The following is a 12,729-nucleotide window of genomic DNA, read 5'->3' on the forward strand; positions in this document are numbered from 1 at the left end:
TATAAAGAATGGCAGGAGAAATGGGAGCACTGGGAATGGTAGAAACGAAGGGCTTGATCGGCGCGGTAGAGGCGGCAGACGCGATGGTGAAGGCTGCCAATGTCAAGCTGATCGGAAAAGTGCACGTGGGTGGAGGACTCGTGACCGTCATGGTTCGCGGGGACGTAGGAGCGGTAAAAGCGTCGACCGATGCGGGCGCGGCAGCGGCGGAAAAGGTGGGGGAGCTGAAATCTGTGCACGTCATCCCTCGCCCGCACTCAGATATCGAGCTGATCTTGCCGAAGCTGGAAGGGTAGCGGTCTAGCCGATGGCTTTGATCACGGAGACGACTTTGCGGGCCATGCTGCGATCGGGGATTCCCAATCCTTATCTTGTCCGCGCCGAAGACAAATTCACCCCGGCAGCTATGGATTTCCTAAAGGGGAGAGGGATCAAAGTGGAAGCTTTTCAATCGTCAGAAGCCTTTTCGCAGAACAGCGAGCAAAAAAGTGCACTCCGTATTCCAGTAGGCGTATCCAATCGACACGTTCACTTGTCCCCCGAGGATGTCGAGAAGCTGTTTGGGGCGGGCTATCAGCTGACTCCACTGCGGCCCCTTTCTCAGCCAGGACAGTTCGCAGCCAAGGAAACGGTGACGCTGCTCGGCCCAAAGGGAAGTATCACAGGAGTGCGAATCCTTGGGCCAGCGAGAGGGGCAAGTCAGGTCGAAATCTCGAAAACAGATGGATTTGTGCTCGGCATTCATCCGCCGATCCGGGTGTCTGGTTCTCTGGAGGGCACACCCGGCATCACACTCATCGGGCCAAAAGGCTTCGTGTCGCTCCCAGCTGGGGTCATCGTCGCGAAGTGTCATGTCCACATGTCCGATACAGATGCGCGAGCGTCGGGTGTACAAGAGGGCGATAGTGTGATGCTGCAGATGAGCGGGGAACGCGCCTTGATCTTCCCCGATGTGACCGTACGCGTCAGCAATCGGTACGCGCTGGATTTTCACATTGACTTGGACGAAGCGAATGCCGCCAATCTGTCTACGGGCGACCACGTACATCTGATCGGCAAAAATGGCAAACTGTTTTCTACGGCGGGGAGGTGGTAGAGGTGGATGTCCGCCAAATGATTGAATCGATCACACGTGAAATTTTACAGTCCATGAGCACGCCGCAGGAGAAAAAGCCGAAATGGCTGTTCATCTTCTGCGACAGTACGGCGCACGAGGCATTTACCGACCAGTTTATCGCCCTCCAGAACCACGGTATCTGTCACGACATTCTGTTTTTGGACGGAGAGACCTCCTCTTGGCTGGGCATGCATCGCATAGAGTGCGCTGGTGCAGGGAAAATCATTGCCACAGACGAGTATGCTCCGGCACCTTTGGAGCTGCCGAAGGAATACGACGGGATCGTGATTCCGGAGATCGATCTGGACAATGCGGCGCGGGTAGTCGCTGGGCTAAAAGGAAGCATCAAGGCAGAGGTCATTTTCTCGGCGCTTGTGTTGGGCAAGCCTGTCCTCGTTGGAGAAGATGTGCCTGGGATCAAACGCTCCGATCGCCGCTGCCTGAAGGCGTTGTCGCTGCCTGGCCCGTATCAAAAACTCTTTCAACGGCATGTGAACGACATGAAAGAGCTCGGGATCGAATTTGCCGCGCAAAAGGGATTGGCTGACGCGATTATCCGCAAAAACCGAGTGAGCTTGCCCAATCACGAGCCAGGATCAGGTGGTCAACAACCGGTAACGGCAAAGCTGTTGACAGCAGACTGGGTAAAAGCGCAAAGCGAGTTTACCGAGGATAAGCTGGTCCTGCGGCAGGGAGCGATCGTCTCGCCCCTGGCGATGGACTTGCTGAAGGAAAAAGGGGTAGCGGTCCGCTACGTCCGCTAAAGGGGGAGCGCCATGTTTTTGGGAAAAGTGATCGGCAGTGTCTGGTCTACACAAAAAGAAGAGGGCATGGAGAACTTGAAGCTGCTGGTTGTCCAGCCCATCGACTGGAACGATAAGGAGGGGGGCAGAACGGTGATTGCAGCGGACCGCATCGGAGCGGGCTTTGGGGAAAAGGTCATCGTTTCGACGGGCACCTCTGCGCGGATCATTTTTCAAAACAAGGTGGTCCCCATCGATGCCGCAATTGTAGGAATCGTGGACTCTTTTGAAGTGACACAAGAGACATAAGAAACGCCTTGGTGTAGTCTGTAGAAGACTGCACCTTTTGACGTTTATAGTAGCCATCCTATCACGAATATACAGAAAGCTGGGAGAAGAATGTCAACGACCATTTTGCTGATCCTGCTGTTTGCAGCGGTTTGTCATGCCATCTGGAATGCCTTGTCCAAACGAATTGAGGAGAGGGACGCTTTTTTTACGTTAATCTTGGGCGCCTCCGTGATTTTGTATATACCGCTGGCGATTTACTTGTGGAGGACCTCTTTTTTTCCACTGGCTGCGATGAAGTGGATGCTGCTTAGCACCGTTTCAGAAGTATTGTATTTCGTAGCGCTAGCGAAAGCGTATCAAACGAACAATTTGAGCTATGCCTACCCAATCCTGCGGGGGACAGCCCCCATCGTGACGACGGTGATCAGCACATTGTTCATCGGTGCCGCGATCGCCTGGACAGGATTCCTGGGAATTCTGGTCATTGTGGCCGGGGTCGTCTTCATGAATCAGCGTTCCTTTTCGCTGCGCGAACTGAGCCACCTTTTAAAGGACTGGCACAATATGAAATGGGTCTTCATGGCAGGCAGCTTCTCGGCTTGCAGCAGTGTACTGGATGGCATGGGCGCGTCGATGATGTCCGGCTTGCTGTTCAAATACTTCGTGTTTATCGGCATGTTTTTAGGGAAATGGGTTCTTGACCGCAGAGCGCAGTCAAAAGTCTCTTATGTGGATCTGGCGAAACGGTATCCCTGGCACACACTCGCAGGCGGACTTTTCGTTTTCGTCTCCAACTCACTCGCTGTTTATGCCATGCAGACGACACCCGTCACGTATGTAGCCTCCGTGCGGGAGATCAGCATTGTCTTTGCCACTATCATTGGGATTGTATGGCTGAAGGAAAAGGTGAGCGTTGTCAAATGGGTGTCGATTGGGCTGATTTTGGCGGGTGTCGTCATCATTAAGCTGAGCTAGGAGCGCTATACAGACCAGCTTAGTAGTAGTGTACTTGCCAATGCAATTGAGTCAGAGAAGCCGGCGCGTACTGGCAAAAAGGTTTCGTGCAGACTAGGTGAAACGAAAAGACGCGGGAGTGTTTGCCCGCGTCTTTTATACGTATGGAAAGGCTATCGGGCCACCTGAACCGATTCATCGAGCTGCGTAATCTCCTCATGCATGAAGATTCCACGCTTTTCTAGCTCAGCAAAGATTTCCGCCGGTTCAAACGCATCCTCGGGTATCAGAACGCCTGTTTTCTTCACCTGGCCTTTGGCGATGAGCTCCGTAGCAATTGCCATTGGGATTCCGACATTGCGGGTGTAAGCTCGCAGCTTTTCCCAGCCCTCTACCGATCCATCGGAAGCCGGATGCGTATGGTAGAGGACATGCTGCACGCGGCGTCCGTCTTTGATACCGACGACTTCCACGTGCAAGGAGTAACCGTACAGCTGCGTCTCCTGTCCTTCTGTGGAGTGGAACAGGTATTCACTGATGCAATCGAGGATGCCAATCTCCTTGCCGTTCACGGTAATCGGGTCATTGCGCATGAAGCCCCAGTCGTAGAGCGCTCGAACCAGCTGCATGTTTTTGGCTGGCCATGTACCGCGCACTTCGATGAGCTGCACGTTTTTAGAAGCGAGGGCTTGCGCCAGCGTTTTGGTTTCGGCATGGGGGATGATGTACTGGACGGTTTTTCCATAGGGCTCTGGCAAAGCGATCTCGCGCGGTCTGGCAAAAGGAGGTACCTGGACGAACTCGCCGTTTTCATAAACGACACGCCCTGGCAGCAAAGGATCGTATTCATACGTAGTGGTCTCGGTGATGGAGCGTGAAAAAGCAATGGGACGAAAAGCGCCATGGCTGACCCGCACGGACTCTACTGCATCAAGCTGGTTTGCTGCGTGCATGGCCATCATCTGTGTAACGCCTGGCGTCATGCCGAATCCAGGGACGCACGTCTTGTTATTCTTCTGGAAGATTTCATGGTAGGCATCCTCTGCACCAAATCCATTCAAGTTGATGCCGTGACAGCCTGCTTCCGCGATGCAAGCAGTGGATAGGCCATTCAGTGTGATTGTCGTCCCATCCATGACGATGTCGTACCCTTTCATCTTGTTGACGGTGTCTTCGTGGTCGCGTACGTTGATTTGGACAAAATCGACGCGCGGATCGTTTAAGGCTTCGACGACAGCGCGCCCTTCTGCTTCATTAAAGTCGGCGACCGTAATCTTCTCAAAGCTGGAATACTGCACCAGATCGAGAATCGATTCCCGGCAGATTCTACCGGCACCACCCAAGCATAGTACTTTCACGTCCATTCACCCTCCATACAGGTTTGTTTTCTGAAGATTCTGATGCATGGTTAGAGTATAACACATGAATATTGAATTGTGTGTATTTTGTTGTAATTAATTTGTGTTTTTGATTTGTATTACGTTTGATATAGGGTTTTAATCAAACAAAGGCAACTAAAAGAATGTTAGCAAAACGAATTCCAAATAAATACAACAAATGTATGGACAGCATAGCAAAGGTGGGTGTAAAATTTAGAAAATTCAATTTAATGAAAGGCAAGATAGATCTGTCGCGTGACAGAGGGGGAGGGATCATGCAAAAAAAGCAGGCTACACAAACGAGAAGGGCTTTAGTGGCAAGTCTGATTGGCAGTTCCATTGAGTATTACGACTATTTACTGTTTGGAACCATGGCATCACTTGTTTTCAACAAACTCTTTTTCCCTACACTCGATTCTTTTGCGGGCCTGCTCCTGGCGTATGCTTCCTTTGGTATCCCGTATTTTTTTAGGCCGCTGGGCGGCGTTATTTTCAGTCATATTGGCGACAGACTTGGACGCAAAAAAACATTGGTGCTGACGCTGGCCTTGATGGGATTGTCTACTGTATTGATCGGATGCCTGCCTGATTATGAGAGGATCGGGTTCTGGGCTCCCTGCTTGCTCGTTTTGCTTCGTCTGATTCAAGGGATTGGAATCGGCGGAGAATGGGGAGGGGCTTTGCTCTTGGCAGTGGAGTATTCTCCCGAAAGCAAGCGAGGTTTTGGCGGCAGTATTCCGATGATGGGATCAGCTGTGGGAATGCTGCTCGGTACGGTGACCATTTCCATCATGACACAACTGCCGGAGCAGCAATTTTTGTCGTGGGGCTGGCGAGTGCCGTTTTTGCTAAGCATTGTACTGGTTTTTGTGGGGTTGTGGATTCGTCGTGGTTTGGGAGAGACGCCCGATTTCCAGAAGATGAAGGACAGCGGATCGGTCTCCACGTTTCCGTTGGGAGAGACCTTGCGCTATCACCGCAAAGAGGTTTTGCTGACAATTGGTGTCAAATTGGTAGAATCGGCACCCTTTTATATTTTCGCGACGTTCGTCCTCTCCTATGCAACAGGGCAGCTCCATATGGACCGAGGAGCGGTTTTGAACGCAGTCACACTAGGCACATTGTTCTCCGCTTTTGTCATTCCTTTCACCGGGATGCTTGCAGACAAGATCGGTAGAAAGAGAATTTTTATCATGGGCACATCTGGAATGATGCTCTTCGCTTTCCCGTATTTTCAGCTGCTCTCCTATCAATCGGTCTATACCCTGACGCTGGCTACCGTCTTGGGAATGGGGCTGTGGGGCGTGATCACAGCGGTTATGGGGCGCTTGTTTCGGATATGTTTGGCGCTAGGGTGAGGTATACAGGTATTTCGGTTGGGTATCAAGTAGGGGCTGCGCTTGCAGGAGGAATGGCTCCTTTGATCGCAACTACGCTTATCCATTCCTTTAACGGCTCTTGGGTGCCAGTAGGTCTGTTCATCCTTGTCATTGGTGCCATTTCGCTGGTATCTGCTTTGTTCGTCCCAAATTCAGTTCCGCCGGTCTTTTCAACAAACGAGCGCATATAATGTCTCTATCGCAAAAAGAAGGTGCTAGGGATGGAATATTTGAATGTCATTTACGAACAGCAGGTCTTCATGAATCTGGAGATGTATATCCGTGTTGTCGTTAGCGCGGTACTCGGCATGTTCATCGGATGGGATCGCTCGCATCGAAACAAGCCAGCCGGTCTGAAAACGTATATGTACGTTTCCGTCGCCTGCACGTTGATTACGCTGGTCTCCATTTACAGCGCAAAAATGTACAGTACCCCGAACAGCGGAACGATGATGGATCCGATGCGTTTGGCTGCGCAAATCGTGACTGGGCTGGGCTTTTTGGGAGCAGGCGTGATCTTGAAAGACGGCTTGCAGGTAAAAGGCTTGACCTCGGCTGCGATGATCTTTTTCGCCGGAGGCATCGGCATTGGAATTGGAGCAGGGTTTTATGGAATTGTCATTTTCTCCGTAATTATTTCCTTTGTCTTGGCGCGGCTGAGCCAACGCTTTGAAGATGTCCAGCACAAGCGAGGGGAAAGCAGCGAGAAAACAAATACCGTCAAGCAGCAAGGCGTGGGTTGAAAAAAGAGAATACAGGAAGGCTCGGATCGAATCAGATGATGATAGATCTGGGCTTTTTTGTTGACATTGGAAACTTGTAGATAGTCAGGTGACAGGTCACCCAGCCTTAGTTTTATTAGGCGATTGATATTTCAGATAAATTTAAGTTGAACAAATAGGTGGAATTGTCATATAATTAGCCAAGAAGAAACTTGTATACAAGTTGGTATTCAAGATAAAAGAAACAGAAGCTCATGATGTGTAGAGGAGGATGGTGTTTATGCAGGTAGTGGAGCGTAACCAATGTGTATTCAGTTTCTCCGGCAACCACGCGCCAGTTTTGACCGTGTCAAGCGGGGAATGCGTCATATTGCAGACGAACGACTGCTTTTCCGGACAAATCAAGAAGGATCAGGACCTCGTAACTTCCATTGACTACAGGAAAATTAATCCTGTCACCGGACTTATCTTTGTGGAAGATGCGCTGCCGGGGGATGTATTGAGGGTAGAGATTATCCGAATTTCGATTGAAGAGCAGGGGGTCATCACGACACTTCCAGAAATCGGAACCTTAATCCATCGTGCAGAGACTCGGACAAAAGTGGTTCAAGTCATAGAGGGGCGGACCGTACTTTTTTCTGAAAAGATACAGTTCGATTGTGCTCCGATGATCGGAGTCATAGGTGTAGCCCCGGCCGAAGGCGAAGTCGCATGTGGACATCCTGGGCTGCACGGCGGGAATTTGGATACGAGCTGCCTCATGGAAGGATCTACGATTTATTTGCCGGTGTTCATTCCCGGGGCTTTATTTGGGCTTGGAGATCTCCATGCCTCGATGGGGGACGGAGAAATGTGCGGGACCGGAGTAGAAATTGCCGGTCAGGTCGAGGTGCGCCTAACGGTACTAAAGGACGAGCCACTTCGGGCACCTGTAATCGAGACCAGCGATTCATGGTATGCCGTCTCTAGCGATCATGATGTCCAGTCCGCGGTCCGAAAGGCGAGTGAAAGCATGCAGGAAATGATCGCGGGTCGCTGGCAGCTGACACCGACGGATGCGTATTTACTGATGGGAGCGATTGGCGATGTACAAATGAGCCAATGCTGCAAGCCTTGTCCGGTAGAGACAGTTGTTCGTGTACGAATGCCTAAGCTGGAAGGATTGACGGGGTTAATAGGATAAGGAGTATTTCCTTGAGAAACAAGGAGCTTTACGTTACATTCTAGTTGTATACCAGTTGATATACCAGGTGTGGTTGATACCCCGTTTAAGGAGTGAGTTCGTTTGATTGAGAGAAACGAAAAGGTTTTCTTAAAAGACATCGCTTATGAAAAGATTAAAGAAAAGGGGATAAAGGGCGAGGAAGAGTATACTTCGGAAAATTATTTGGTACAAGAATTAAACATGAGCCGAACCCCAATTCGCGAAGCGTTAAACCGTCTGCAACACGAAGGCTTTTTGAAAATCATGCCAAATCGAGGCATCGTCTTCACTGAGCTCTCGGTCGAAGAACGCAACGAGTTGATCGATATGAGAATTGCAATTGAAACGTATTCGTTGAGACTGGCTTCTACTCAAATCAATGACGGTGACATCGAAACATTGTCTGAGATCATCAAGATGCAGGAAAAAGCGTACCTGGCAGACGATTTTGTTGATCTATTAGAGAAAGACGCATTGTTTCATCAGTGCTTGTTGGAAATCGTGGGGAACTCGCAATTTATCAAGATGTACCGTCATGCGAGAGAGCGTCAGTTCACTGTTAGGGCAGGAAAATGGCTCAAAAATAAACCAGATGTACTGCAAACTTTTATTGAGGAACACAGGGGGATATTGGATGCGATCATCCAAAGAGATATCCCGGTTGCGGTTCAATATTTAGAAGCGCATTTGAAAAAGGGGAAATTGTAATGACAACTAAATTTCGCTTAGCTATGGCTCAAGTGGGATCGACTTCCGATAAACAAGCGAATTATGAAAAGGCAGTTTCAGCGGTTCGTGAAGCTGTCATTGACCATCAGGCCCAAATGGTCGTTTTTCCAGAAATTTTCATGAGCTATTTCCCTGCCCATACCCCTATGCAGATCATCCTGGATGATGCCGAGCCTTTGGAAGGGCCGTTTGTCACAAAGATGAAGAAACTGGCGGAGGAGAATGGGGTATGGCTGATATTCGGAATGAAGGAGTCAGGAATAGAGGCTGAACGTGTATTTAACTCGGTTGTCATTGTTGCAAGCGACGGTTCAATTGCCGGAACATATCGAAAGACACACTTGTACGACGCGTTCGGATACAAGGAATCCGATACGATTGAGCCAGGAAGCAGCCTATTTGAGCCAATTCAGACCCCCTTTGGAAAAATCGGATTGTTGGTATGCTATGAGCTGCGTTTTCCCGAGATTGCTCGTTACCAGGCAGCCAAAGGAGCGGAAGTAATGATTGTACCATCCGGTTGGGTGCGTGGGCCGATGAAGGAGCATCACTGGAGCCATTTGGTAACAGTTCGTGCATTGGAAAATACGGTTTTTGTGGTCGCCTGTAATCAAGTGAGCGATTTTTACAGCGGCCAAAGCCTTGTCGCAGATCCGATGGGTGTGCAGATGGTTACCGGTCCTGAGACGGAAGCGCTCATCGTTTGCGACATTGATTTGTCCAGAATCGAAAGTGTACGTACCAAACTGCCATCGTATGGACATCGAAGACCTGAACTTTATACAATATCTCACTGATTTTAGAAGGAGCATCTCTATGAATAAATTGAGCAAATTACTACACAATCAACAATCTGCTTACGGAATGATTGTAACGATGAAGGATCCTGCTGTTGTGGAGATGATGGGGTATGCTGGGTATGATTTTGCCATCATTGACTTGGAGCATACGACTATGGACCTCGGCTTAGTAGAACATATGATTCGCGCTGCTCGATGCGTTCAAGTGACATCTGTCGTCAGAACTCCGCAAAGCGACTATGGTGCGATGCTTCGTGTTGTCGATGCAGGGGCAGACGCCATCATGGTTCCCCACCTTACATCGAGGGAACAAGCGGAACGGGTAGTCGGGGCAGCTAAATACCGCCCGATCGGCTACCGGGGGCTTGATGGCTCCTCAAGGTCTGCTGCTTATGGCACGATTCCCTTGTCACAGCATATTGAGCGGCAAAACGAAGGAGTTACCGTAATTGGAATGATTGAAGATGCACTTGCTCTAAACAATCTCAATGAAATTGTAAGTGTTCCCGGACTTGACTTGCTCTTTATCGGCCCTGCAGATTTGGCCGCCTCGCTTGGGTATCAAGAACAGTTCGATCATCCGGTAGTCATGGAGGCAATCGAAGAGATTATTGCAACTACACGCAAGGCGGGACTCGGAATTGGAATACCGGCTTTTACCGGTGAGGAAGTGGACAGGTATGCTCGGATAGGTGCGAATTACTTTACGGTACCACCTATTGATACCCTTTTCTTTAGCAAGGCTTTGACTGTTCATTTGCGCGAGGTAAAGCAAAAAGAAAACCTGACGAGATGACAAGCTAATTTTTACAGAACGCTCAGGTTGGCTAGGTAATGGGATGTGAGAGAAGTAGGTCGTAGCATAACTAAGGGGGAAAAAAGTATGAGCTGGAATCCATCTTTGAGAGTAATAGGTATTATGTGGATTGTATTATCTTTACTGGTATCTGCGTGTGGTTCCACACCGGAAACCAACGAAGGAAAGGCTTCAGGGGGTGGAGGCAAAGATTTTACTGTTGCGGTATCCGGTGACCCGGTAGGCCTGGATCCGCAAAATACGACGGATACGATCTCCGCCCTGATTAACTATCAAATCTATGACAGACTTGTCACGTTTAATGAAAAAATGGAGATCGTCCCTCAATTAGCCAAAAGCTGGACTGTCACAGAGGACGGGAAGACCTGGACCTTCGAACTTAACTCGGGTATCAACTTTACGGACGGAACGCCATTTAATGCGGAAGCAGTAAAAATCAGCTTTGAACGAGTAGCGAACAAGGATAAAAAATTAAGCCAGTATACGCTGGTAGGTTCCTTTATCGATACGATTACAACCGAAGGGGAGACGAAGGTAATCTTTCATTTGAAAGAGCCACAAGGAGCCTTTTTGGGCAATCTGGCTTCTTCTAGCAGCGGTATTATTAGTCCCAAATCTATTAAAGAAAACGAACAAGGGATCAGCAAAAATCCGGTTGGAACGGGTCCGTTCGAGTTAAAAGAATGGACAACTGGCGATGCAGTGACACTTAAAGCCAATCCGCAATATTGGGCTGGAGAGCCGAAAGTAAAAAGCGTTATATTCAAAAACGTTCCAGAAAATTCTGCGCAAGTGATCATGCTAGAAACAGGGGAAGTGGATCTGATCGGTAGTCTTCCTCTTGCGGAATTAAAACGTCTGAAAGAAGAAGGAAAAATCGTCGTCCATTCCATTAAGGCAAATAGGATTGCTTATGTCGGATTCAATACGACCAAAGAGCCATTCAATCAAGTGAAGGTGCGGCAAGCGATAAACTATGCGATTGACAAGGATACTATGGTGAACAAATTGTATGAGGGGCGAGTCAATAAAGCTACCTCAGCTATTTCGGAGACGACGATTGGTTACAGCAATGTTGGCTCCTATCCTTTTGATATGCCTAAAGCGAAGCAAATGCTCCAAGAAGCGGGAATCGTACCGGAGAACGTACCACCGCTCCGATTAATATTTGCAGCAAACGTAACGCAGGATTTACCGGCCGCCGAATTTGTTCAGAATAGTCTGCAACAATTAGGGTTCAAAGTCGAATTGCAAAAACTAGAATTGGGAACCTATTTGCAGACCTTGAAGAACCCTAGCAAATACGATTTGTTTATGAGAGGGGCATTAGCGACTACAGGTGATGCCGACCCGTTGTTCCGAGATGCTCTACTGTCGACTAGCGTCACGAATTATGCCCATTATAACAACGCTGAGGTCGATAAATTGATTTTGGCAGGGCAAACACAGGTCAACCAGGCTGAACGAATGAAAATTTATGAGAGCGTGCTGAAGCAGGTCAAAGAGGATGCGCCGTGGATTTTTCTTCATAACGATATGGTACATCCAGGATATGCCAAAAATGTAGAAGGCATTACGTTCCTTCCAACCTATATGTATGACTTGCGCCAGGTGGACAAAAAATGATCCGGAATATGTAGCCACAATACCTATCTAGGAGGAATCCTTTTGTGTTTACCTATATCATCAAACGCGTGTTGCAAATGATTCCGACTTTGATCGGCGTATCCATCCTAAGCTTTATTATCATCCATTCGGTTCCGGGTGATCCCGCGCATTTGATTGCCGGAGCGGATGCCACAGCAGAACAGGTTCAGAGCGTTCGAGATCGGTTAGGATTGGATCTCCCTTTATACGAACAATATCTCGGCTATGTCAAGGGCTTGCTGAGAGGCGATTTGGGCATGTCGATGCACTCGGAGAGACCGGTTTTGAACGAAATTATGACGCGTTTTCCGAGCACGCTCCAATTGACAGCTTTCTCTGTGATCATCATGGTTATCGTCGGTCTTTTGGCCGGAATACTTTCCGCAACAAAACCGAACAGCATCCGAGATAATGTTACGATGATGTTCTCGCTGCTAGGGATATCAATGCCAGTCTTTTGGTTTGGGATTATGCTTATTCTGGTGTTTTCCTATTATTTGCAGCTGCTTCCGTCTGGAGGAAGCAGCAGCTTACAATATTTCATTCTCCCTTCTATCGTCTTAGGGCTGTCCTCTTCTGGGGTCTTAGCTAGACTAACCCGCTCGAGTGTTCTTGAAGTCATTCACCAAGACTTTATCCGTACAGCACGGGCAAAAGGGGTTAAGGAACGACTCGTCGTCTATAAGCACACCTTGAAAAACGCGTTAGTTCCGATTATTACGATCATTGGATTGGAGTTCGGCACTCTATTGGGAGGGGCTGTTCTGACGGAGACGGTGTTCTCGATGAACGGACTTGGCCGGTATATTATCCAAGCGATTCAGTTCAGGGATTATCCAGCGGTTCAAGGCAGCATCCTGTTTGTCGCTACGATTTTCGTCGTGGTAAATCTCATCGTTGACTTGTGCTATAGTGCAGTGGATCCCAGAATCAGATACGAGTAAGAA

At 48.9% G+C, this 12,729-nt stretch carries 14 protein-coding genes; 13 read left to right on the forward strand and 1 reads right to left on the reverse strand.

Going from position 1 to position 12,729, the window contains the following annotated elements:
- Positions 1–8: 8 nt before the first annotated feature.
- The 5 genes from EDM59_RS28230 (at position 9) to EDM59_RS28250 (ending at position 3,126) form a co-directional block, all read left to right on the forward strand.
- Positions 9–296 (forward strand): BMC domain-containing protein, encoded by a 288-nt coding sequence (locus EDM59_RS28230; RefSeq protein WP_055744965.1) that lies wholly within the window; start codon positions 9–11, stop codon positions 294–296.
- Positions 297–307: 11 nt separating this feature from the next.
- Positions 308–1,096 (forward strand): phosphate propanoyltransferase, encoded by a 789-nt coding sequence (gene pduL, locus EDM59_RS28235; protein WP_122926694.1) that lies wholly within the window; start codon positions 308–310, stop codon positions 1,094–1,096.
- A 2-nt stretch (positions 1,097–1,098) separates the two neighbouring features.
- Entirely contained in the window at positions 1,099–1,881 is a 783-nt protein-coding gene (locus EDM59_RS28240) for a hypothetical protein (RefSeq protein ID WP_122926695.1), read from the forward strand.
- A 12-nt stretch (positions 1,882–1,893) separates the two neighbouring features.
- Positions 1,894–2,169, forward strand: coding sequence for a EutN/CcmL family microcompartment protein (locus tag EDM59_RS28245; protein ID WP_122926696.1), 276 nt, complete (start codon positions 1,894–1,896; stop codon positions 2,167–2,169).
- Positions 2,170–2,259: 90 nt separating this feature from the next.
- On the forward strand, positions 2,260–3,126 hold the full coding sequence (locus EDM59_RS28250; protein ID WP_122926697.1) for a DMT family transporter: 867 nt from the start codon (positions 2,260–2,262) through the stop codon (positions 3,124–3,126).
- 152 nt (positions 3,127–3,278) lie between these two features.
- Here the strand turns inward: EDM59_RS28250 and EDM59_RS28255 are convergent, their stop codons facing one another.
- Positions 3,279–4,463 carry a saccharopine dehydrogenase family protein gene (locus EDM59_RS28255; protein WP_122926736.1) on the reverse strand — a complete coding sequence of 395 codons (1,185 nt, stop codon included), beginning with the start codon at positions 4,461–4,463 and terminating at the stop codon, positions 3,279–3,281.
- Positions 4,464–4,759: 296 nt separating this feature from the next.
- Between EDM59_RS28255 and EDM59_RS28260 the strand changes: the two genes are divergently transcribed.
- From EDM59_RS28260 to nikB, 8 genes are all read left to right on the forward strand, one after another.
- Complete coding sequence (locus EDM59_RS28260) at positions 4,760–5,842, forward strand: MFS transporter (RefSeq protein WP_342769257.1); 1,083 nt, start codon at positions 4,760–4,762, stop codon at positions 5,840–5,842.
- Positions 5,843–6,084: 242 nt separating this feature from the next.
- Positions 6,085–6,606, forward strand: coding sequence for an MgtC/SapB family protein (locus tag EDM59_RS28265; RefSeq protein WP_183193071.1), 522 nt, complete (start codon positions 6,085–6,087; stop codon positions 6,604–6,606).
- Positions 6,607–6,865: 259 nt separating this feature from the next.
- On the forward strand, positions 6,866–7,768 hold the full coding sequence (locus EDM59_RS28270; protein WP_122926698.1) for an acetamidase/formamidase family protein: 903 nt from the start codon (positions 6,866–6,868) through the stop codon (positions 7,766–7,768).
- Between the two features lie 102 nt (positions 7,769–7,870).
- A complete protein-coding gene (locus EDM59_RS28275) occupies positions 7,871–8,497 on the forward strand; it encodes a GntR family transcriptional regulator (protein ID WP_122926699.1) in 627 nt (208 codons plus the stop codon).
- Positions 8,497–9,315, forward strand: a complete 819-nt coding sequence (locus tag EDM59_RS28280) for a carbon-nitrogen hydrolase family protein (RefSeq protein WP_122926700.1) — start codon at positions 8,497–8,499, stop codon at positions 9,313–9,315. The genes EDM59_RS28275 and EDM59_RS28280 overlap by 1 nt, the downstream gene beginning before the upstream one ends.
- A gap of 19 nt (positions 9,316–9,334) precedes the next feature.
- Positions 9,335–10,114 carry an HpcH/HpaI aldolase family protein gene (locus EDM59_RS28285; protein WP_183193072.1) on the forward strand — a complete coding sequence of 260 codons (780 nt, stop codon included), beginning with the start codon at positions 9,335–9,337 and terminating at the stop codon, positions 10,112–10,114.
- Positions 10,115–10,201: 87 nt separating this feature from the next.
- Complete coding sequence (locus EDM59_RS28290) at positions 10,202–11,761, forward strand: ABC transporter substrate-binding protein (RefSeq protein ID WP_122926702.1); 1,560 nt, start codon at positions 10,202–10,204, stop codon at positions 11,759–11,761.
- A 44-nt stretch (positions 11,762–11,805) separates the two neighbouring features.
- On the forward strand, positions 11,806–12,726 hold the full coding sequence (gene nikB / locus EDM59_RS28295) for a nickel ABC transporter permease (RefSeq protein WP_122926703.1): 921 nt from the start codon (positions 11,806–11,808) through the stop codon (positions 12,724–12,726).
- The last annotated feature ends 3 nt before the right edge of the window (positions 12,727–12,729 follow it).

This window comes from Brevibacillus nitrificans, from assembly GCF_003710965.1.
In the GTDB taxonomy this organism is placed as follows: Bacteria; Bacillota; Bacilli; order Brevibacillales; family Brevibacillaceae; genus Brevibacillus; species Brevibacillus centrosporus.